Genomic DNA, 21,028 nt, shown 5'->3' with positions numbered 1-21,028 from the left:
CACCTCCTTGATTATAAATCTAATTATATTAAAGAACTTCTGGAGCTAAGGATACGATTTTCATGAAATTATTGTTACGTAGTTCACGAGCAACAGGTCCAAAGATACGAGTTCCACGAGGACTCTTATCATCACGGATAATTACACATGCGTTTTCATCAAAACGGATGTATGATCCATCAGGACGGCGCATACCGCTTTTCGTACGAACAACAACAGCTTTAACGACATCACCTTTTTTAACAACGCCTCCTGGTGTTGCTTGTTTTACTGTACAAACAATAACATCACCAATATTTGCTGTTTTGCGGCCTGAACCACCTAGAACTTTAATCGTTAAAACCTCTCTAGCACCAGAGTTGTCAGCAACTTTTAAACGAGTTTCTTGTTGAATCATGATTGTTTACCTCCCTTCGGAATAAACATGAATCCGATACTTTATATTAGATAATAACAGCTTTTTCAACGACTTCTACAAGACGGAAACGTTTTGTCGCAGATAATGGACGTGTTTCCATAATGCGAACAACATCGCCAATTTTCGCTTCATTTTGCTCATCGTGAGCTTTGAATTTTTTAGAGTACTTCACGCGTTTGCCGTAAAGTGAGTGTTTTTTATAAGTTTCTACAAGAACAGTAACTGTTTTGTCCATTTTATCAGAAACCACTCGTCCTGTATAAACTTTTCGTTGGTTACGTTCACTCATTGTGCAAACCTCCTCTCATTATCGATTGTTAACACCGATCTCTCTCTCACGGATCACGGTTTTCATGCGAGCAATCGCTTTGCGTACTTCACGGATGCGAGCAGTATTTTCAAGTTGCCCAGTAGCTAATTGGAACCTTAGGTTAAACAACTCTTCTTTTAACGATTTTACTTTTTGTTCTATTTCTGCAGTGGTAAGGTCACGAATTTCATTAGCTTTCATTTGATTCACCACCAATTTCTTCTCGTTTTACGAATTTACATTTAACCGGTAATTTATGAGCAGCTAGACGAAGTGCTTCACGAGCGATTTCTTCAGATACACCTGCAATTTCAAACATAATTTTACCTGGTTTAACAACTGCTACCCAGCCTTCAGGAGCACCTTTACCGGAACCCATACGAACTTCTAGTGGTTTTGCAGTATATGGTTTGTGAGGGAAGATTTTAATCCAAACTTTACCTCCACGTTTCATATAACGAGTCATCGCGATACGAGCAGCCTCAATTTGGCGGTTAGTGATCCAAGATGCTTCTTGAGCTTGTAAACCATATTCACCAAATGCTACTTCTGTACCACCTTTTGCACGACCACGCATTTTTCCACGATGTTCGCGGCGATATTTAACGCGTTTAGGTAATAACATGATTATTTTCCTCCTTCCTCAGTCTTTTTCTTCGTAGGAAGAACCTCTCCACGATAAATCCATACTTTTACGCCAAGTTTACCGTAAGTTGTATCTGCTTCAGCATGTGCATAATCAATATCTGCACGTAGAGTATGAAGTGGAACAGTTCCTTCGCTATAGCCTTCTGTACGAGCCATATCAGCTCCGCCAAGACGGCCTGAAACTTGTGTTTTAATTCCTTTTGCACCAGCGCGCATTGCACGTTGAATAGCTTGCTTTTGTGCACGACGGAATGATACACGATTTTCTAATTGACGAGCAATATTTTCTGCTACTAATTTAGCATCAATATCAGCTTTTTTAATTTCAACAATATTAATGTGTACGCGTTTGCCAGTTAGTTCATTTAATGCTTTACGAAGTGCTTCCACTTCAGTACCGCCTTTACCAATGACCATACCTGGTTTCGCAGTGCGGATTGTAATGTTAATACGATTTGCAGCACGTTCGATTTCAACACCAGAAACAGATGCATCGCTTAAACGTTTTGCAATGTATTCACGAACTTTAATGTCCTCATGTAGAAGGTCAGCGTAGTCCTTTTCCGCGTACCATTTAGATTCCCAGTCACGAATGACTCCGATACGTAAACCTATTGGATGTACTTTTTGTCCCACGAATTATCCCTCCTTCTTTTCTGATACTACGATAGTAATGTGGCTAGTACGTTTGTTAATTGCGCTTGCACGTCCCATAGCACGTGGACGGAAACGTTTAAGTGTCGGTCCTTCATTTACATATGCTTCAGTAACTACAAGGTTATTAACGTCCAAATCATAATTATGCTCTGCATTAGCAATAGCAGATTTTAATACTTTTTCAATGATCGGTGAAGCTGCTTTTGGAGTATACTTCAAAATAGCAATTGCTTCGCCTGCTTGCTTTCCTCGAATTAGATCAACAACTAGGCGTGCCTTACGAGGAGCAATTCGAACTGTTCTTGCAACAGCTTTAGCTTGCATCGGGATGCCCTCCTCTCATTAGCGTCTTGTTTTCTTATCGTCACCAGCGTGACCTTTATAAGTACGAGTTGGTGCAAATTCACCAAGCTTATGACCTACCATATCTTCAGTAACATAAACCGGTACATGTTTACGACCATCATAAACTGCAATTGTATGTCCGATGAATGCTGGGAAGATTGTAGAACGACGAGACCAAGTTTTGATTACTTGTTTTTTCTCTGATTCATTAAGCTTTTCGACTTTAACCATCAAATGTTCATCAACAAAAGGTCCTTTTTTCAAGCTACGACCCATGCTCGAACCTCCCTTCGTGATTGCGCTACGGCCCTATACCTGAACCGTAGTTCAATCGCGTTATTTTTTGCGACGACGCACAATAAATTTATCTGATTTATTCTTTTTCTTACGTGTTTTGTAACCAAGTGTTGGTTTACCCCATGGAGACATTGGTGATTTACGTCCGATTGGAGCGCGTCCTTCCCCACCACCGTGTGGATGGTCATTAGGGTTCATAACAGATCCACGAACAGTTGGGCGCTTGCCTAACCAACGAGAACGACCTGCTTTACCAATGTTGATTAATTCGTGTTGTTCATTACCAACTTGACCGATAGATGCACGGCAAGTAGCAAGAATCATACGAACTTCACCAGAAGTTAGTCGTACTAGTACATATTTTCCTTCTTTACCAAGAACTTGTGCAGAAGTTCCTGCAGAACGTACTAATTGTCCACCTTTACCAGGCTTTAACTCGATGTTATGAACAACTGTACCTACTGGGATGTTAGCTAACGGAAGTGCATTACCAACTTTGATATCTGCATCTGGTCCAGATACAACTTCCATACCCACTTTTAAGTTTTTAGGAGCTAAGATGTAACGCTTTTCTCCATCAACATAATTAATTAGTGCGATATTTGATGAGCGGTTTGGATCATATTCGATTGTAGCAACGCGTCCTGGTATACCATCTTTATCACGTTTGAAGTCGATAATACGGTATTGACGCTTATGACCGCCACCTTGATGACGAACTGTTAACTTACCTTGGTTGTTACGGCCGCCTTTGCTTTTTAGAGGCGCAAGTAATGATTTCTCTGGTTTATCAGTAGTGATTTCCGCGAAATCAGATACCGTCATGCCGCGACGTCCATTAGAGGTCGGTTTGTATTTTTTGATCGCCATGTTTTTCCCTCCTCTTCTATTCTTTCAAGAACTTATAATTAAACTTCGAATAACTCGATTTCTTTGCTATCAGGAGTTAAGGTAACAATTGCTTTACGGCGCTTGTTAGTATATCCTGCGTGTTTTCCCATACGTTTGAACTTACCTTTATAGTTCATCACATTAACTTTTGCAACTTTCACACCGAAGATTTCTTCTACAGCATCTTTTACTTGTGTTTTGTTAGCACGTACATCTACTTCGAATGTATATTTTTTGTCAGCCATTACATCAGTAGATTGTTCTGTGATGACGGGGCGCTTAATGATATCACGTGAATCCATTAACCAAGCACCTCCTCTACTTTTTCAACTGCAGCTTTCGTGATGATTAATTGATCATGTGAAACTACATCTAAAACATTAATACCATTTGCTTCAACAACAGTAATACCAGGGATATTACGAGCTGAAAGGGCAACATTTACATCAGAACCATCTGTTACTACTAATGCTTTCTTAGAAACAGAAAGGTTTTTAAGAACTGCTGCAAATTCTTTTGTTTTTGGAGCATCAAAAGATAATGATTCTAGTACAAGAATATTAGCTTCTAATACTTTTGAAGATAGTGCAGATTTAATAGCTAAACGGCGAACTTTCTTTGGTAATTTGTAGCTATAGCTACGTGGAACTGGGCCAAATACTGTACCGCCTCCACGCCATTGTGGTGAGCGAATAGATCCTTGACGAGCACGTCCAGTACCTTTTTGACGCCATGGTTTCTTACCACCACCGCTAACTTCTGAACGGTTTTTCACTTTGTGAGTACCTTGACGTAAAGATGCTCTTTGCATAACAATTGCATCAAATAATACGTTTTGGTTTGGTTCAATACCAAATACGGAATCTTTAAGTTCTACTTCTCCAACTTGAGATCCAGCTTGGTTGTATAGAGCTACTTTCGGCATTCCTGTTTCCTCCTTTCCTTCGTGTTAAATTACTTTGCTTTAATCGCTGATTTGACTTTAAGCAATGCTTTTTTAGGACCAGGAACATTACCCTTAACAAGGATAAGGTTGCGTTCTACATCAACTTTAACAATTTGTAAGTTTTGAATCGTAATTTGCTCTCCACCCATGCGTCCAGGTAATGCTTTTTGCTTGAATACACGGTTTGGAGCAACTGGACCCATTGATCCAGGGCGACGATGATAACGAGAACCGTGAGCCATAGGTCCACGAGATTGTCCGTGGCGCTTAATTACACCTTGGAAACCTTTCCCTTTAGAGATTCCAGTTACATCTACGATGTCACCTTCTGCAAAAATATCAACTTTGACTTCTTGACCAATTTCATACCCATCTAAGTTTTCTGCGTTAAATTCGCGAACGAAGCGCTTAGGAGCAGTATTGGCTTTAGTTACATGACCTTTTTCAGGTTTGTTAGCAAGCTTTTCACGTTTGTCTTCAAAACCAAGCTGAATTGCTTCGTAACCATCAGTTTCAACAGTTTTCTTTTGAAGAACAACGTTTGGAGTTGCTTGAATTACTGTTACAGGAATAAGATCACCATTCTCAGCAAATACTTGCGTCATACCGATTTTTCTTCCTAAGATTCCTTTGGTCATGAGTCACACCTCCTGTTTTCCATAAAATATTTATTAAAGTTTGATTTCGATGTCTACACCAGACGGTAAATCTAAACGCATTAATGAATCTACTGTTTGTGGAGTAGGGTTCACAATATCGATTAGACGTTTATGCGTACGCATTTCGAATTGTTCACGAGAATCTTTATACTTGTGCACAGCACGAAGGATTGTGTAAACAGATTTTTCAGTTGGAAGCGGAATCGGACCAGATACAGCTGCACCAGATCTTTTTGCGGTTTCCACGATTTTCTCTGCAGATTGATCAAGGATTCTGTGATCATATGCTTTTAAACGAATACGAATTTTTTGTTTTGCCATTACTTTCCCTCCTTTTTCGCCTATTTTAAATAGACATTCTCCATGGAAATTTCCCCCACACTCGCCATGGCAAAGCGGCCGGGTGTGTCGGCAACCTTCCACTTCATCGCAGTCAAAGACCAACATTGTCTATTATACATAAAACACAAATAATATGCAACACTATGCGGCATATTTGTTAGGTCACTTGCACTTTTTTTATTATACATACTTTGTATAGCAGGTTCAAGCTATTCTGTCTTACGTAGAATTTTCAATTTCTTTTCGAATTTAGTAGGAAATTATCTCTATTAAATAGAAGAAAAGATTATTACGGAAATTTTGGAGATAGATTTTAGTAAACAATGGATGCAGAAATAAAAAAGCAGACGATCGTCACCGTCTGCTTTTTTATTTATTTTAATTATTATTTGTTGATTGTAGTTACAACACCTGAACCAACAGTACGTCCACCTTCACGGATTGAGAAACGAGTTCCTTCTTCAATCGCGATTGGTGAAATCAATTCAACACTCATTTCAGTGTTATCACCAGGCATTACCATTTCAGTACCTTCTGGAAGTTGAACAATACCAGTTACGTCAGTAGTACGGAAATAGAATTGTGGACGATAGTTTGAGAAGAATGGAGTATGACGTCCACCTTCTTCTTTAGATAATACGTAAACTTCTGCTTTGAAGTTAGTGTGTGGTGTAATTGTTCCTGGCTTTGCAAGAACTTGACCACGTTGGATTTCTTCACGAGCAACCCCACGAAGAAGTGCACCAATGTTATCTCCAGCTTCAGCATAATCAAGAAGCTTACGGAACATTTCAACACCAGTTACAGTAGTTGATTTTGGTTCTTCAGAAAGACCGATGATTTCAACAACGTCACCAACTTTAACTTGACCACGCTCAACACGTCCTGTAGCAACAGTACCACGACCAGTAATTGAGAATACGTCCTCAACTGGCATCATGAATGGTTTGTCAGTGTCACGTTCTGGAGTTGGGATGTACTCATCAACTGCATTCATTAATTCAATGATTTTTTCTTCCCAAGCAGGATCTCCCTCAAGTGCTTTAAGAGCAGAACCTTTGATAACTGGTACATCATCACCAGGGAAATCATATTCAGATAGAAGGTCACGAACTTCCATTTCAACTAGTTCAAGAAGTTCTTCGTCGTCTACCATATCACATTTGTTTAAGAATACTACTAGGTATGGTACACCTACGTTACGAGATAATAGAATGTGCTCACGAGTTTGTGGCATTGGACCATCAGCAGCAGAAACTACTAGGATACCACCGTCCATTTGAGCAGCACCAGTAATCATGTTTTTAACATAGTCAGCATGTCCTGGGCAGTCAACGTGTGCATAGTGACGAGTATCAGTTTCATACTCAACGTGTGCAGTGTTGATTGTGATACCACGCTCACGCTCTTCAGGAGCACCGTCAATTTGATCATAAGCACGAGCTTCTGCTTTACCTGACTTAGCAAGTACAGAAGTGATCGCAGCTGTTAAAGTAGTTTTACCATGGTCAACGTGACCAATTGTACCGATATTAGCATGTGTTTTGGAACGGTCGAATTTAGCTTTAGCCATTAGAAAATCCTCCTCAATTTAAATAATTTAAATTTAAAATAAGTATATATGGTGCTTAAAAGATGTGTACATCATCTTTTAAGCAATCATAGCATATAATGTATTTATACTTTATTAAAGGCGATAAATCAATTATTCACCTTTATTTTTTTTGATAATTTCTTCAGAAATAGATTTCGGTACTTCTTCGTAGTGGTCAAAGTGCATAGAGAATACTCCACGACCTTGTGTACTAGAACGAAGTGATGTTGCATATCCGAACATTTCTGAAAGTGGAACCATCGCACGAACTACTTGTGCATTTCCGCGAGCTTCCATACCTTCAACACGTCCGCGGCGTGCTGTGATTTGACCCATGATATCTCCTAAATATTCTTCAGGGATAACAACCTCAACCTTCATTACAGGTTCAAGGATAACAGGGTTACATTTTGAAGCAGCATTCTTAAGTGCTAGTGATGCAGCAATCTTGAACGCCATTTCACTTGAATCGACATCATGGTAAGAACCATCATATAGTTTTGCTTTAACATCTACTAATGGATATCCAGCAAGAACTCCTCGCTCAAGCGCATCTTCAAGTCCTGCTTGAACTGCTGGAATGTATTCACGAGGAACCACACCACCAACAATAGCATTTTCGAACTCAAAGCCTTTTCCTTCTTCGTTTGGAGAGAATTCAATCCAAACATGTCCGTATTGTCCACGTCCACCAGATTGACGAGCAAATTTACCTTCAACCTGTGCAGATGAGCGGAAAGTTTCACGATAAGAAACTTGTGGCGCACCAACATTTGCTTCAACTTTGAATTCACGTTTCATACGGTCCACGATGATATCTAAGTGAAGCTCACCCATACCGGCAATAATGGTTTGTCCAGTTTCTTGATCAGTATGTGCACGGAAAGTTGGATCTTCCTCTTGAAGTTTTTGTAAAGCTGTCGTCATTTTATCTTGGTCAGCTTTTGATTTAGGTTCTACAGATAATTCAATAACTGGTTCAGGGAATTCCATTGATTCTAAGATTACAAGGTTCTTTTCATCACACAGAGTATCACCAGTTGTTGTATCTTTCAAACCTACAGCAGCAGCGATATCACCAGCATGAACTTCTGAAATCTCAGCACGGTGGTTCGCATGCATTTGCAGGATACGTCCTACACGTTCGCGTTTACCTTTAGTAGAGTTTGTTACATATGAACCTGATTGTAACGTACCTGAGTAAACACGGAAGAATGTTAGTTTACCAACATAAGGGTCAGTCATAACCTTAAATGCTAGTGCAGCAAATGGTTCATCATCACTTGAATGCTTTTCGATAACTTCATCAGAATCAGGAGCAGTACCTTTAATTGCTGGTACATCCAATGGAGATGGAAGATAATCGATTACAGCATCAAGCATTAATTGAACACCTTTGTTTTTAAATGCAGATCCGCAGATAACTGGGTAGAATTCTACATTAACGGTACCTTTACGAATAGCAGCTTTTAGCTCTTCAACAGTGATTTCTTCACCGCCAAGGTATTTTTCCATTAAATCTTCATCAAGTTCAGCAACTGCTTCAACTAATTTTTCATGATATTCTTCAGCTTGATCTTTATATTCAGCAGGAATTTCAATCTCTGTGATTTCAGTTCCTAAATCATTACCATACATAATAGCTTTCATTTCAACAAGGTCAATAATACCTTCAAATTGATCTTCAGCACCAATAGGTAATTGAATTGCATGAGCATTTGCTTGTAGACGCTCATGTAATGTTTTTACTGAATAAAGGAAGTCAGCGCCGATTTTATCCATTTTGTTTACGAATACTACACGCGGTACTCCGTAAGTTGTTGCTTGACGCCAAACTGTTTCAGTTTGAGGCTCAACACCTGATTGCGCATCAAGAACAGCTACAGCTCCGTCTAGTACACGAAGAGAACGTTCAACTTCAACAGTGAAATCCACGTGTCCTGGAGTATCAATAATATTTACGCGGTGACCCTTCCATTGTGCAGTTGTTGCAGCGGAAGTGATCGTGATACCACGTTCTTGTTCTTGCTCCATCCAGTCCATTTGAGATGCACCTTCATGAGTTTCACCGATTTTATGAATCTTACCAGTGTAATAAAGGACACGCTCAGTTGTTGTTGTTTTACCAGCATCGATGTGTGCCATGATACCGATATTACGAGTATTTTGTAGAGAGAACTCTCTTGCCATGTGGTTTTCACCTTCCTTTGTATGAATAATTTTTTAAAACTGAAGGTTTTATTACCAACGATAGTGAGCAAACGCTTTGTTCGCTTCAGCCATCTTATGAGTATCTTCGCGTTTCTTAACAGATGCACCAGTGTTGTTAGCTGCATCTAGAATTTCGTTAGCAAGACGCTCTTCCATCGTTTTTTCACCGCGAAGACGAGCATAGTTTACTAACCAACGAAGACCTAAAGTAGTACGACGTTCAGGTCTTACCTCTACTGGTACTTGGTAGTTAGCACCACCCACACGGCGAGCTCGTACTTCAAGTACTGGCATAATGTTCTTAAGTGCTTGATCGAACACTTCGATAGGCTCTTTACCTGTACGTTCACGAATTAAATCAAATGAATTATATAGAATAGTTTGAGATTTACCTCTCTTACCATCTACCATCATCTTGTTGATTAAACGTGTTACTAGTTTTGAATTATAAATAGGATCTGGTAAAACATCTCTTTTTGCTACTGGGCCTTTACGTGGCATTATGTTTTCCTCCTTTCAGAAAGGGTTTTATCGTTTTATAAGATTATTTTTTCTCTTTTGGTTTTTTTGTACCGTATTTTGAACGGCCTTGCATACGCTTATCAACACCTGCAGTGTCTAATGCACCACGTACAATGTGATAGCGAACCCCTGGTAAGTCCTTAACACGTCCACCGCGGATTAATACAACGCTGTGTTCTTGTAGGTTATGGCCAATACCTGGGATATAAGCAGTTACCTCGATACCGTTTGTTAAACGAACACGAGCATATTTACGTAATGCAGAGTTCGGTTTTTTCGGTGTCATTGTACCAACACGAGTACATACCCCACGTTTTTGAGGTGAAGATAAGTCTGTGTTTACTTTCTTAAAGCTGTTATAGCCTTTGTTTAGTGCTGGTGATTTTGATTTTTCAATTTTAGATTTACGAGGTTTGCGCACTAATTGGTTAATAGTAGGCATTTTATGTTTCCTCCCTTCACATTTTATAAGCCCACACATCCAGGTGGTTCATTTTAAAGCAAAAACAAAGTTCTTGCAGTTTCGTCTATCTGCAAAAACAGTTTTTAATAACTAATGGCAACAGCTGCTGCACCCACATCAATACCACAAGATTTACCAAGTTTCTTCATCGATTCCACTTGTGTAACAGGTATTTTCATTTCGTCCGCAACTTGAATAACTTTTTTCGTAATAATTGGATCAGCATCCTCCGCTACGATTAGTTCATTCACTTTACCGGATTTCAGTGCCTTCACTGTTTGCTTTGTTCCTATAACGATATTTTTCGCCTGCAATACTTTTTCATAAGACATATTTATATCCTCCAAAGCATCAGGTATTCATAGGAGCACCTTGAATATAGTATCATTTTCGTTTTTTATTGTCAACAGAAAATGAATTCTTTCTTAATCAAAAGTACTTTTCTTTACCATTGTGTATTTTAAAGCAATAATAATTGCTTCAAAAAACTTCTTAAATATATTTGCCGGCCAAATGGCCGGCAACAGATTTTATTGTTCTACAAGTACACTTTCATCATCTTCCATCAATTGCGCAGTTGCTTTACGGTAGCGTTGCATACCTGTTCCAGCAGGAACCAGTTTACCGATAATAACATTTTCTTTCAAGCCAAGAAGCTCATCACGTTTACCTTTAATAGCAGCGTCGGTAAGTACACGTGTTGTTTCTTGGAATGATGCCGCAGATAAGAAGGAATCCGTTTCAAGTGATGCTTTCGTAATACCCAATAATACAGGTCGACCAGTTGCAGGCATTCTTCCTTCCAATAATGCTTGCTCATTGGCATCCGTAAATTGATGAATATCGAGTAATGAGCCTGGTAATACATCTGTTTCACCTGCATCCACTACACGAACTTTACGAAGCATTTGTCTCACCATTACTTCAATATGTTTATCGCCAATTTCTACACCTTGCATACGGTATACTTTTTGTACTTCACGAAGCAAGTATTCTTGGACAGAATTAACATCACGAACTTTTAATAATTCTTTAGGGTCAATAGATCCCTCTGTTAACTCTTGACCTCTTTCCACTCTTGAGTTTACAGAAACTTTTAGACGTGAAGTATAAGGTGCATTATAGGTTCTGGTTTCAACATCACCTTGAATAGTAATTTCATGTTGACGGTCTCTTCCTTCGCTAATTGAGACAACCACACCATCGATTTCAGAAATAACCGACTGTCCTTTTGGATTACGCGCTTCGAAAAGCTCTTGAATACGAGGTAAACCTTGTGTAATATCGTCTCCTGCAACCCCTCCGGTATGGAAAGTACGCATGGTTAACTGTGTACCTGGTTCACCGATAGATTGAGCAGCAATGATACCAACTGCTTCACCAACTTCAACCTCTTGACCAGTAGCAAGATTTCGCCCATAACATTTCTTACATACACCATGACGAGTATTACAAGTAAATGCGGAACGAATCCAAACTTGTTCCACTCCGGCGTTTGTAACTTCTTTCGCTAAATCTTCTGTAATAAGTCCATTTTCAGGAACCATTACTTCGCCAGTCTCAGGATGTTTAATTGCTTTTCTTGCATAACGTCCAATAAGACGTTCTTCCAGACTTTCAATAATTTCCGTACCTTCTTTAAGTGCGCCAACAAGTAATCCTCTGTCAGTACCGCAATCATCTTCACGAACAATTACGTCTTGTGCAACGTCTACAAGTCGACGAGTCAAGTAACCTGAGTCAGCTGTTTTTAAGGCTGTATCCGCAAGACCTTTACGTGCACCGTGGGTAGAAATAAAGTATTCCAATACGGTTAAACCTTCGCGGAAACTCGATTTAATCGGTAACTCAATAATACGTCCAGCAGGGTTGGCCATTAATCCACGCATACCTGCAAGCTGAGTGAAGTTAGATGCGTTACCACGGGCACCTGAATCACTCATCATGAAGATAGGGTTTCGAGGATCTAATGATGCCATTAGTTTTCCTTGGATTGTATCCTTAGCACCAGACCAAATAGAAATTACACGGTCATAACGTTCATCTTCCGTAATTAATCCACGTCTGAACTGTTTCATAACGTTATCTACTTTTGCTTGTGCTTCTGCAAGAATATGTTCTTTTTCACGTAATACGACGATATCCGCAACACCAACCGTAATCCCGGCTTTAGTGGAATATTTAAATCCTAAGTCTTTCATACGGTCCAGCATCTTAGAGGTTTCTGTGATTTGGAATCGTTTAAAGACTTCTGCAATAATATTTCCTAAGAATTTCTTAATAAACGGTTTAATAGGTGGTTGATTTTTAATGAATTCTTTTACATCCACATTTGTATCAACAAAATATTTTTCTGGAGTTTTTTCCTCTAGATTCGTTTTTGTCGGCTCATTCATATATGGGAATGATTCAGGTAAAATTTCGTTAAAAATCAGTTTTCCTACCGTTGTAACAAGCAATTTTGTACGTTGCTCATCTGTGAATGTTTCATTTTTAATCGATCCAGCACGAACAGCAATCCTTGTATGCAAATGCACATAACCATTTTGGTAAGCAAGAAGTGCTTCATTGATATCATTGAAGACTGTACCCTCTCCAATTGCACCCTCACGTTCTAATGTTAAGTAATAGTTACCTAATACCATATCCTGCGAAGGAGTAACAACCGGTTTACCGTCTTTTGGATTTAAGATATTTTGTGCAGCAAGCATTAATAGACGTGCTTCCGCTTGTGCTTCAGCAGATAATGGAACGTGAACAGCCATTTGGTCGCCGTCAAAGTCAGCATTATAAGCTGTACATACAAGCGGGTGAAGACGGATAGCTCTACCCTCAACTAAAGTAGGTTCAAATGCTTGAATACCTAATCTATGCAAAGTAGGGGCACGGTTTAGAAGTACTGGATGTTCCTTAATAACTTCTTCTAACACATCCCAAACCTCAGGTGAAAGGCGTTCAATCTTCCTTTTTGCGCTTTTAATATTATGAGCAAGTCCTTTTTCCACTAGTTCTTTCATAACGAACGGCTTAAATAGCTCAATGGCCATTTCTTTAGGAAGACCGCATTGATACATTTTTAAATACGGACCAACGACGATAACCGAACGTCCTGAATAGTCTACACGTTTACCCAGTAGATTTTGACGGAATCGACCTTGCTTCCCTTTCAACATATGTGAAAGTGATTTTAACGGGCGATTACCTGGACCTGTAACAGGACGACCACGACGGCCGTTATCAATAAGCGCATCCACCGCTTCTTGAAGCATGCGTTTTTCATTTTGCACAATAATACTTGGAGCTCCAAGATCCAATAAGCGTTTTAAACGATTATTGCGGTTGATAACACGACGATATAAATCATTTAAATCAGATGTTGCAAACCGACCACCTTCTAATTGAACCATAGGGCGCAATTCTGGAGGAATAACCGGTAGCACATCTAAAATCATCCAGTCAGGTGAATTTCCGGAATGACGGAAAGCTTCTAAAACTTCCAAGCGTTTAATCGCACGAGTACGGCGTTGTCCTTGGGCTGTTTTTAGTTCTTCTTTAAGTAAATCTACTTCCTTATTCACATCAATATCTTGAAGAAGCTTTTTAATTGCTTCTGCACCCATTGATGCTTGGAATTTATTACCGTATTTTTCACGATATGCACGGTATTCTTTTTCCGAAAGAAGCTGTTTCTTTTCTAGTGCAGTATCTCCAGTTTCCGTTACTACATAAGAGGCAAAATAAATAACTTCCTCTAATGCCCGAGGCGACATATCCAATACAAGTCCCATTCGACTTGGGATACCTTTAAAATACCAAATATGTGAAACAGGGGCTGCAAGTTCGATATGGCCCATCCGTTCACGACGAACCTTCGCTCTTGTTACTTCAACACCGCAACGATCACATACTACACCTTTGTATCTAACACGTTTATATTTACCGCAATGACATTCCCAGTCCTTTTGAGGGCCAAAAATCCGCTCACAAAATAAACCGTCTTTTTCCGGTTTTAGTGTACGGTAGTTAATAGTTTCTGGTTTTTTTACTTCGCCATAAGACCAAGAACGAATTTTGTCTGGTGAAGCAAGACCAATTTTCATATACTCAAAATTGTTTACATCTATCAAGGGGTCTACCTCCCTTTTAGTCTATAGGTTCTACCCTTAAATAAAGGCCAGAAATCAGAAATCCCACATCCATAAGATGCTAATTTCTGGTTTCCAGCTATTTGACCATATCTAGCGCAAGCAGCCGATGAGCAAGGCACTTTCGCTTTTCAATTATTATTCCTTTGATGCGACGATTTCAATTTCTTCTTCTTTTGATTCAGGAGCGATGTTTAAAGTATCTGCTTGGTTAGCATCATCTTCATCTTCCAAATCACGCATTTCAATTTCTTCGTCATCACTTGATAGAATTTTTACATCCAATCCTAAACTTTGCAGTTCTTTAATGAGTACTTTAAATGATTCTGGTACGCCTGGCTCCGGTACGTTTTCACCCTTAACAATAGCTTCGTAGGTTTTAACACGTCCGACCACATCATCCGATTTAACGGTTAGGATCTCTTGAAGTGTATATGCAGCACCATAAGCCTCAAGTGCCCATACCTCCATCTCACCGAAACGCTGACCACCGAATTGTGCTTTACCGCCAAGTGGCTGTTGTGTTACTAACGAGTATGGTCCGGTTGAACGAGCATGAAGTTTATCGTCAACCATGTGAGCCAATTTGATCATGTACATGATTCCAACAGAAACACGATTATCAAATGGTTCCCCAGTACGGCCATCGTAAAGAATCGTTTTCGCATCACTAGCCATGCCTGCTTCTTCAATAGTAGCCCATACATCTTCTTCACGTGCCCCGTCAAAAACAGGTGTTGCAACGTGAATTCCAAGCGTTCTTGCAGCCATACCAAGATGCAGTTCAAGAACTTGCCCGATATTCATACGGGAAGGCACCCCAAGTGGGTTTAACATGATATCAACAGGTGTTCCATCTGGTAAGAACGGCATATCTTCTTCAGGTAGAATCCTGGAGATAACCCCTTTATTACCATGGCGACCTGCCATTTTGTCCCCTTGGTGAATTTTACGCTTTTGAACAATATACACACGAACTAATTGATTTACACCTGGAGGTAATTCATCCCCATCTTCACGATTAAAGACTTTTACATCTAGGACTATTCCTCCGCCGCCATGTGGTACACGAAGCGAAGTATCTCGAACTTCACGAGCTTTTTCACCAAAGATGGCATGTAATAGACGTTCCTCCGCAGTTAGCTCCGTTACACCTTTAGGGGTAACTTTACCAACAAGAAGATCTCCATCTTTTACTTCCGCCCCAACTCGAATAATTCCACGCTCATCTAAATTACGAAGGGCATCTTCCCCAACGTTTGGAATATCACGTGTCATTTCTTCAGGTCCAAGTTTCGTATCACGAGCCTCTGATTCATATTCTTCAATATGAATAGAAGTATAGACATCATCTTTGACAAGTCTTTCACTCATGATAATCGCATCTTCGTAGTTATAACCATCCCATGTCATGAAGGCAACAAGAACATTACGACCTAACGCTAACTCTGCCTTTTCCATAGAAGGTCCATCAGCAAGTACTTCGCCTTTTGTAACACGGTCACCAATACTTACAATTGGACGCTGATTATAACAAGTACCTTGGTTAGAACGAATAAATTTTTGTAACTTATATTTATCAAGGTCACCTTTTACTTCTTGACCATCAATTTCTTTTACACGTCGAACCCAAATAGAACGTGCTTCAACATGCTCAACAATCCCATCATGCTTACAAATAACTGCAGCACCTGAGTCTTTAGCTGAAACATATTCCATACCTGTTCCGACAATTGGCGCTTCCGGCTGCATAAGAGGAACCGCTTGACGCTGCATGTTCGCTCCCATTAGAGCTCGGTTAGAGTCATCGTTTTCTAAGAATGGAATACATGCTGTCGCAGCAGAAACTACTTGTTTCGGTGAAACGTCCATATAATCAATACGATCACGTTTAACAGCAGTGTTTTCCCCTCTAAAACGAGCGATAACTTCTTCATCAATAAAGGATCCATCTTCAGATAATCTTGCATTTGCTTGTGCAACAACATAATTATCTTCTTCATCTGCTGTTAAATAATCAATATGATCCGTTAATTTTCCTGTTTCAGGATCAACACGACGATAAGGAGTTTCGATAAATCCAAATCGGTTAACTTTCGCAAATGTAGATAACGAGTTAATTAACCCGATGTTTGGACCCTCTGGTGTTTCAATCGGACACATACGACCATAATGCGAATAGTGAACATCACGAACTTCCATTCCGGCACGTTCACGAGTCAAACCACCAGGTCCTAATGCGGAAAGTCTTCGTTTATGCGTTAATTCCGCAAGCGGATTCGTTTGATCCATAAATTGAGACAACTGGGAGCTTCCGAAAAACTCTTTAATTGCTGCAATAACTGGACGAATATTAATCAGTTGCTGCGGAGTGATGGTATTGATATCTTGAATGGACATTCTTTCACGAACAACACGCTCCATTCGAGATAAACCAATACGGAATTGATTTTGTAATAATTCTCCAACTGAACGTAATCGTCGATTACCTAAATGATCAATATCATCCGTATCTCCAACCCCATGAAGCAGGTTAAAGAAATAGCTGATGGATGCAATGATATCTGCCGGAGTAATATTCTTCACTGCTTCTTCCACATAAGCATTACCTATTACGTTAATTACCTTTTCTCCATCATCTATCGGAGCATAAATTTTAATGGATTGAAGAACGACATCTTCTTCTACTACCCCGCCGACTTGAGAGTACACTTTAAAACCGGCGCCATTTTCTAAATTAGGTAAAATTTTATCTAACGTTCTACGGTCTAATACAGTTCCTTCTTCTGCAATAATCTCTCCTGTTTCAGGATCAGCTAAAGTTTGAGCTAACTTTTGACCAAAGAGACGATTTTTCAAATGCAGTTTCTTATTAATTTTATAGCGACCCACATTTGCTAAATCATAGCGTTTAGGATCAAAAAAGCGTGAAACAAGGAGACTTTTTGCATTTTCTACGGTTGGCGGTTCACCAGGACGTAGGCGCTCATAAATTTCCAAAAGTGCTTTTTCCGTACTTTCGGTATTGTCTTTCTCCAATGTATTTCGTAGGTACTCATTATCACCTAATAAATCAATAATTTCTTGATCGGAACCAAATCCTAATGAACGTAACAGAACTGTTACAGGGAGCTTTCTTGTACGATCGATACGAACATAGACAACATCCTTCGCATCTGTTTCATACTCAAGCCATGCCCCACGGTTTGGAATTACAGTTGCTGTAAAACCTTGTTTACCGTTTTTGTCCATTTTTCCACTGAAATATACACTTGGTGAACGTACAAGCTGTGATACAATGACACGCTCTGCACCATTTATAATAAATGTTCCAGTTTCTGTCATCAGCGGGAAATCACCCATAAACACATCTTGATCTTTCACTTCACCAGTTTCCTTATTTACAAGGCGTACTTTGACACGAAGAGAAGCGGAATAGGTTACATCACGCTCTTTTGATTCATCGACAGAGTACTTTGGTTCACCAAGACTATAATCAATAAATTCTAAGGAGAGATTCCCGGCGAAATCCTCAATTGGTGAAATGTCTTGAAACATTTCTCTCAAACCTTCATCTAAAAACCATTGATAAGATGCAGTTTGAATTTCGATAAGATTTGGTAATTCTAGAACTTCACTAATTCGCGCGTAACTTCTACGCTCCCGGTGACGTCCATACTGAACTAGTTGACCTGTCAACTGATTCACCCCTCAAATCATGCGTTTTGGTTGGCATCTATTAAAGTCTTATCATAGGTCAACCACCCCATCATAAGACAAAAAGAAAAAGGGTTTTTCCATTAAAAACCGCAATTTTCACATGACGAACTATTATTTTATAAGTATTTTCCATAACTACCATAAAATATACTTGACATTTTGAAATTAAAGTAGTTTACAAAAAATATGATATTGGCATTTTATAATATTACCATAGCCCCACAAACGAGTCAACCTTTTTTTGCTTTTAAAATATAATATCCTTTATCTTTACAAACAACTTCTACTTCATCAAATATTTCGCTCATTTTTTCCTTTGCAGATGGAGCACCTTGCTTTTTCTGTATTACTACCCATAACTCTCCCTTAGATAGTAAATATTCATAGCTTTTGGTCAGAATTTCATGAACTATTTTCTTTCCCGCACGAATAGGAGGGTTCGTAACAATGGCTGAGAAGTTTTGTTCCGATACATTTTCAAAACGGTCGCTTTCATAAATTTTTACATTCGGGATTTGATTAGAGGACGCATTTTCCCTCGCAAGTTCTATTGCCCTTTGATTCACATCCACCATATGAACTAAGCAATCGGGTTCTGATTTAGCGATAGATAAACCGATAGGTCCATATCCGCATCCGACATCAAGAATTGGTCCTTGTATTTCAGGCATTGCGAAGTTTTCAATTAGCAGTCTCGATCCAAAGTCTACTTCGCTTTTTGAAAATACACCTTGATCCGTTTTGAATCGAAATAAATTTCCTCGAAGAGTAAAATTCCAATATACAGGCTTGCTTTCCACCTCTGGGTTTCGGGAATAATAATGTTCGCTCATTGTATCACCTCCATCTCTCTGTCTAGCTACAATGCCTATCGGCTAGCGGAAGTACAAGGCGCCTTTCGCTTTTCTTAAGAATAGACAAAAAAAGCCCGCTTTAAACAGCGAGCTTTTTCCAATCTAGATGATTACTTAACTTCAACGTTAGCTCCAACTTCTTCAAGTTTCGCTTTGATTTCTTCAGCTTCTTCTTTAGATACGCCTTCTTTAAGTGGTTTTGGAGCGTTATCAACAACTTCTTTCGCTTCTTTAAGGCCAAGACCTGTAATTTCACGAACAACTTTAATAACTTTAATTTTTTGATCTCCAGCACTAGCAAGTACTACATCAAATTCAGTTTTTTCTTCAGCAGCACCGCCAGCAGCAGCTCCACCTACAACTGCAACTGGAGCAGCAGCTGTTACACCAAATTCTTCTTCAATAGCTTTTACAAGATCATTTAATTCAAGAACTGTCATACCTTTGACAGCTTCAATGATTTGTTCTTTAGTCATTTTAATATCCTCCTAAAAGTTTAAATTGTAGTTTATTCGTTAATGGATAGTAATTTACTTTTATAGACTTAAGCGCCTTGTTCTTCTTTTTGATCTGCAACTGCTTTAGTAGCAAGAGCAAGGTTGCGGATTGGAGCTTGAAGAACGCTAAGCAACATTGAAAGTAAACCTTCGCGAGATGGAAGTTCAGCAAGAGCTTTAATTTCCTCAACTGTTGCAGTATTTCCTTCAATAACACCTGCTTTGATTTCAAGAGCTTCGTGTTTTTTAGCAAAGTCGTTCAAAATTTTAGCTGGTGCTACAACATCTTCAGTACTGAATGCGATCGCATTCGGACCTACTAATGCCTCATTAAGACCAGAAATTTCTGCTGCTTCTGCAGCACGGCGAGATAATGAGTTTTTGTAAACTTTAAATTCAACACCTGCTTCACGAAGTTGTTTACGAAGTTCTGTTACTTCCGCAACATTTAAACCACGATAATCAACAACAACTGTAGATACGCTTGATTTGAATTTTTCAGCAATCTCTTGTACGACTACTTTCTTTTGTTCGATTGCATTGCTCATCTTTACACCTCCTATAGATTTACTAGATGAACACATTCATACCGCAAAAATAAAACCTCCAAATCGAATTAGACATGGAGGTTTTATGCATATAGCCAGCGAACGACTATAAATATATATCGCATTACCTCGGCAGGAAATTAAGCTGCTTATCAGCACCTGCTGTCTTTGGTATAAATGTTATTCTATTAACAACGTTTTAAATAATATCAAACAATTCTATGGAAGTCAATATTATTTTACGTTAAAGGAAGATGGATCAACTTTCACACCAGGTCCCATAGTTGAAGTAACAGAAATGCTCTTCATATAAGTACCTTTTGCTGCAGCTGGTTTCGCTTTAACAAGTGTTTCGAAAACAGTTGTAAAGTTTTCAGCTAATTTATCTGTATCAAATGAAACCTTTCCTACTGGAACATGAATAATACCAGCTTTATCTAAACGGTATTCTACTTTACCAGCTTTAATTTCATTAATAGCTTTTGTTACGTCAAATGTTACAGTACCAGTTTTAGGGTTTGGCATTAAACCTTTAGGTCCAAGTACACGACCAAGCTTACCAACTTCACCCATCATGTCTGGTGTTGCTACGATAACATCAAATTCAAACCAACCTTGGTTGATTTTGTTAATATAGTCAGCATCTCCTACATAATCTGCGCCTGCAGCTTCTGCTTCTTTCGCTTTTTCACCTTTTGCAAATACTAATACACGTTGAGTTTTACCTGTACCATTTGGAAGTACAACAGCTCCACGGACTTGTTGATCTGCTTTCTTAGGATCTAATCCAAGACGAAATGCAACTTCAACTGTAGCGTCAAATTTTGCATAGCTTGTTTTTTTCACAAGTTCAACCGCTTCATTAACTGCATAGAACTTTGAACGGTCTACTAATTTTAAAGCTTCAACATACTTTTTACCTTTTTTAGCCATTCTATTTTTCCTCCTCGAATGTGGTTTT

The 21,028-nt window shown here is 39.1% G+C and carries 23 protein-coding genes and 1 other annotated feature; all 23 genes read right to left on the bottom strand.

Annotation, left to right across the window (positions count from 1 at the left end; all coding sequences use genetic code 11):
- Positions 1-28: 28 nt before the first annotated feature.
- Positions 29-397, bottom strand: coding sequence for a 50S ribosomal protein L14 (gene rplN / locus NSQ59_RS00765; protein ID WP_055737809.1), 369 nt, complete (start codon positions 395-397; stop codon positions 29-31).
- A gap of 46 nt (positions 398-443) precedes the next feature.
- On the bottom strand, positions 444-707 hold the full coding sequence (gene rpsQ, locus NSQ59_RS00760; protein ID WP_041966521.1) for a 30S ribosomal protein S17: 264 nt from the start codon (positions 705-707) through the stop codon (positions 444-446).
- An 18-nt stretch (positions 708-725) separates the two neighbouring features.
- The gene (gene rpmC, locus NSQ59_RS00755; protein WP_003351417.1) at positions 726-929 is read right to left on the bottom strand and encodes a 50S ribosomal protein L29; all 204 of its coding nucleotides are present in this window, start codon (positions 927-929) and stop codon (positions 726-728) included.
- Positions 919-1,353: a 50S ribosomal protein L16 gene (gene rplP / locus NSQ59_RS00750; protein ID WP_055737808.1), complete on the bottom strand. Its 435-nt coding sequence runs from the start codon at positions 1,351-1,353 to the stop codon at positions 919-921. The genes rpmC and rplP overlap by 11 nt, the downstream gene beginning before the upstream one ends.
- A gap of 2 nt (positions 1,354-1,355) precedes the next feature.
- On the bottom strand, positions 1,356-2,012 hold the full coding sequence (gene rpsC / locus NSQ59_RS00745; protein ID WP_055737807.1) for a 30S ribosomal protein S3: 657 nt from the start codon (positions 2,010-2,012) through the stop codon (positions 1,356-1,358).
- Between the two features lie 3 nt (positions 2,013-2,015).
- The gene (rplV, locus tag NSQ59_RS00740; protein WP_055737806.1) at positions 2,016-2,357 is read right to left on the bottom strand and encodes a 50S ribosomal protein L22; all 342 of its coding nucleotides are present in this window, start codon (positions 2,355-2,357) and stop codon (positions 2,016-2,018) included.
- Positions 2,358-2,375: 18 nt separating this feature from the next.
- Complete coding sequence (gene rpsS, locus NSQ59_RS00735; RefSeq protein WP_055737805.1) at positions 2,376-2,654, bottom strand: 30S ribosomal protein S19; 279 nt, start codon at positions 2,652-2,654, stop codon at positions 2,376-2,378.
- 60 nt (positions 2,655-2,714) lie between these two features.
- Complete coding sequence (gene rplB / locus NSQ59_RS00730; RefSeq protein ID WP_055737804.1) at positions 2,715-3,545, bottom strand: 50S ribosomal protein L2; 831 nt, start codon at positions 3,543-3,545, stop codon at positions 2,715-2,717.
- Between the two features lie 38 nt (positions 3,546-3,583).
- A complete protein-coding gene (gene rplW / locus NSQ59_RS00725; RefSeq protein ID WP_055737803.1) occupies positions 3,584-3,868 on the bottom strand; it encodes a 50S ribosomal protein L23 in 285 nt (94 codons plus the stop codon).
- A complete protein-coding gene (gene rplD / locus NSQ59_RS00720; RefSeq protein WP_055737802.1) occupies positions 3,868-4,491 on the bottom strand; it encodes a 50S ribosomal protein L4 in 624 nt (207 codons plus the stop codon). The genes rplW and rplD overlap by 1 nt, the downstream gene beginning before the upstream one ends.
- Positions 4,492-4,520: 29 nt before the next feature.
- Complete coding sequence (gene rplC / locus NSQ59_RS00715; protein ID WP_055737801.1) at positions 4,521-5,150, bottom strand: 50S ribosomal protein L3; 630 nt, start codon at positions 5,148-5,150, stop codon at positions 4,521-4,523.
- A gap of 33 nt (positions 5,151-5,183) precedes the next feature.
- Positions 5,184-5,492 (bottom strand): 30S ribosomal protein S10, encoded by a 309-nt coding sequence (rpsJ, locus tag NSQ59_RS00710; protein ID WP_003354783.1) that lies wholly within the window; start codon positions 5,490-5,492, stop codon positions 5,184-5,186.
- A 406-nt stretch (positions 5,493-5,898) separates the two neighbouring features.
- On the bottom strand, positions 5,899-7,086 hold the full coding sequence (gene tuf, locus NSQ59_RS00705; RefSeq protein ID WP_055737800.1) for an elongation factor Tu: 1,188 nt from the start codon (positions 7,084-7,086) through the stop codon (positions 5,899-5,901).
- Between the two features lie 132 nt (positions 7,087-7,218).
- Positions 7,219-9,297, bottom strand: coding sequence for an elongation factor G (gene fusA / locus NSQ59_RS00700; protein ID WP_055737799.1), 2,079 nt, complete (start codon positions 9,295-9,297; stop codon positions 7,219-7,221).
- A 51-nt stretch (positions 9,298-9,348) separates the two neighbouring features.
- Complete coding sequence (gene rpsG / locus NSQ59_RS00695) at positions 9,349-9,819, bottom strand: 30S ribosomal protein S7 (RefSeq protein ID WP_055737798.1); 471 nt, start codon at positions 9,817-9,819, stop codon at positions 9,349-9,351.
- Positions 9,820-9,862: 43 nt separating this feature from the next.
- Positions 9,863-10,282 (bottom strand): 30S ribosomal protein S12, encoded by a 420-nt coding sequence (gene rpsL, locus NSQ59_RS00690; RefSeq protein WP_055737797.1) that lies wholly within the window; start codon positions 10,280-10,282, stop codon positions 9,863-9,865.
- Positions 10,283-10,386: 104 nt separating this feature from the next.
- Positions 10,387-10,635 (bottom strand): 50S ribosomal protein L7ae-like protein, encoded by a 249-nt coding sequence (locus tag NSQ59_RS00685; RefSeq protein ID WP_055737796.1) that lies wholly within the window; start codon positions 10,633-10,635, stop codon positions 10,387-10,389.
- Positions 10,636-10,833: 198 nt separating this feature from the next.
- Positions 10,834-14,430, bottom strand: a complete 3,597-nt coding sequence (gene rpoC / locus NSQ59_RS00680) for a DNA-directed RNA polymerase subunit beta' (RefSeq protein ID WP_055737795.1) — start codon at positions 14,428-14,430, stop codon at positions 10,834-10,836.
- Between the two features lie 156 nt (positions 14,431-14,586).
- A complete protein-coding gene (gene rpoB / locus NSQ59_RS00675) occupies positions 14,587-18,147 on the bottom strand; it encodes a DNA-directed RNA polymerase subunit beta (protein ID WP_055737794.1) in 3,561 nt (1,186 codons plus the stop codon).
- 251 nt (positions 18,148-18,398) lie between these two features.
- Entirely contained in the window at positions 18,399-19,001 is a 603-nt protein-coding gene (locus NSQ59_RS00670) for a class I SAM-dependent methyltransferase (RefSeq protein WP_340828579.1), read from the bottom strand.
- Between the two features lie 131 nt (positions 19,002-19,132).
- Positions 19,133-19,498 carry a 50S ribosomal protein L7/L12 gene (gene rplL, locus NSQ59_RS00665; RefSeq protein ID WP_055737792.1) on the bottom strand — a complete coding sequence of 122 codons (366 nt, stop codon included), beginning with the start codon at positions 19,496-19,498 and terminating at the stop codon, positions 19,133-19,135.
- 68 nt (positions 19,499-19,566) lie between these two features.
- A complete protein-coding gene (rplJ, locus tag NSQ59_RS00660) occupies positions 19,567-20,067 on the bottom strand; it encodes a 50S ribosomal protein L10 (protein ID WP_055737791.1) in 501 nt (166 codons plus the stop codon).
- Between the two features lie 40 nt (positions 20,068-20,107).
- Positions 20,108-20,257, bottom strand: a sequence feature (ribosomal protein L10 leader region).
- Between the two features lie 44 nt (positions 20,258-20,301).
- Positions 20,302-21,000: a 50S ribosomal protein L1 gene (gene rplA / locus NSQ59_RS00655; RefSeq protein WP_055737790.1), complete on the bottom strand. Its 699-nt coding sequence runs from the start codon at positions 20,998-21,000 to the stop codon at positions 20,302-20,304.
- Positions 21,001-21,028 lie beyond the last annotated feature (28 nt).

Origin of the sequence: Margalitia sp. FSL K6-0131 (assembly GCF_038008735.1) — a bacterium.
Classification (GTDB): Bacteria; Bacillota; Bacilli; order Bacillales; family Bacillaceae_C; genus Margalitia; species Margalitia shackletonii.
The sequence above is the reverse complement of the archived record's forward strand: the minus strand, read 5'-3'. Positions and strand labels throughout refer to the sequence as shown.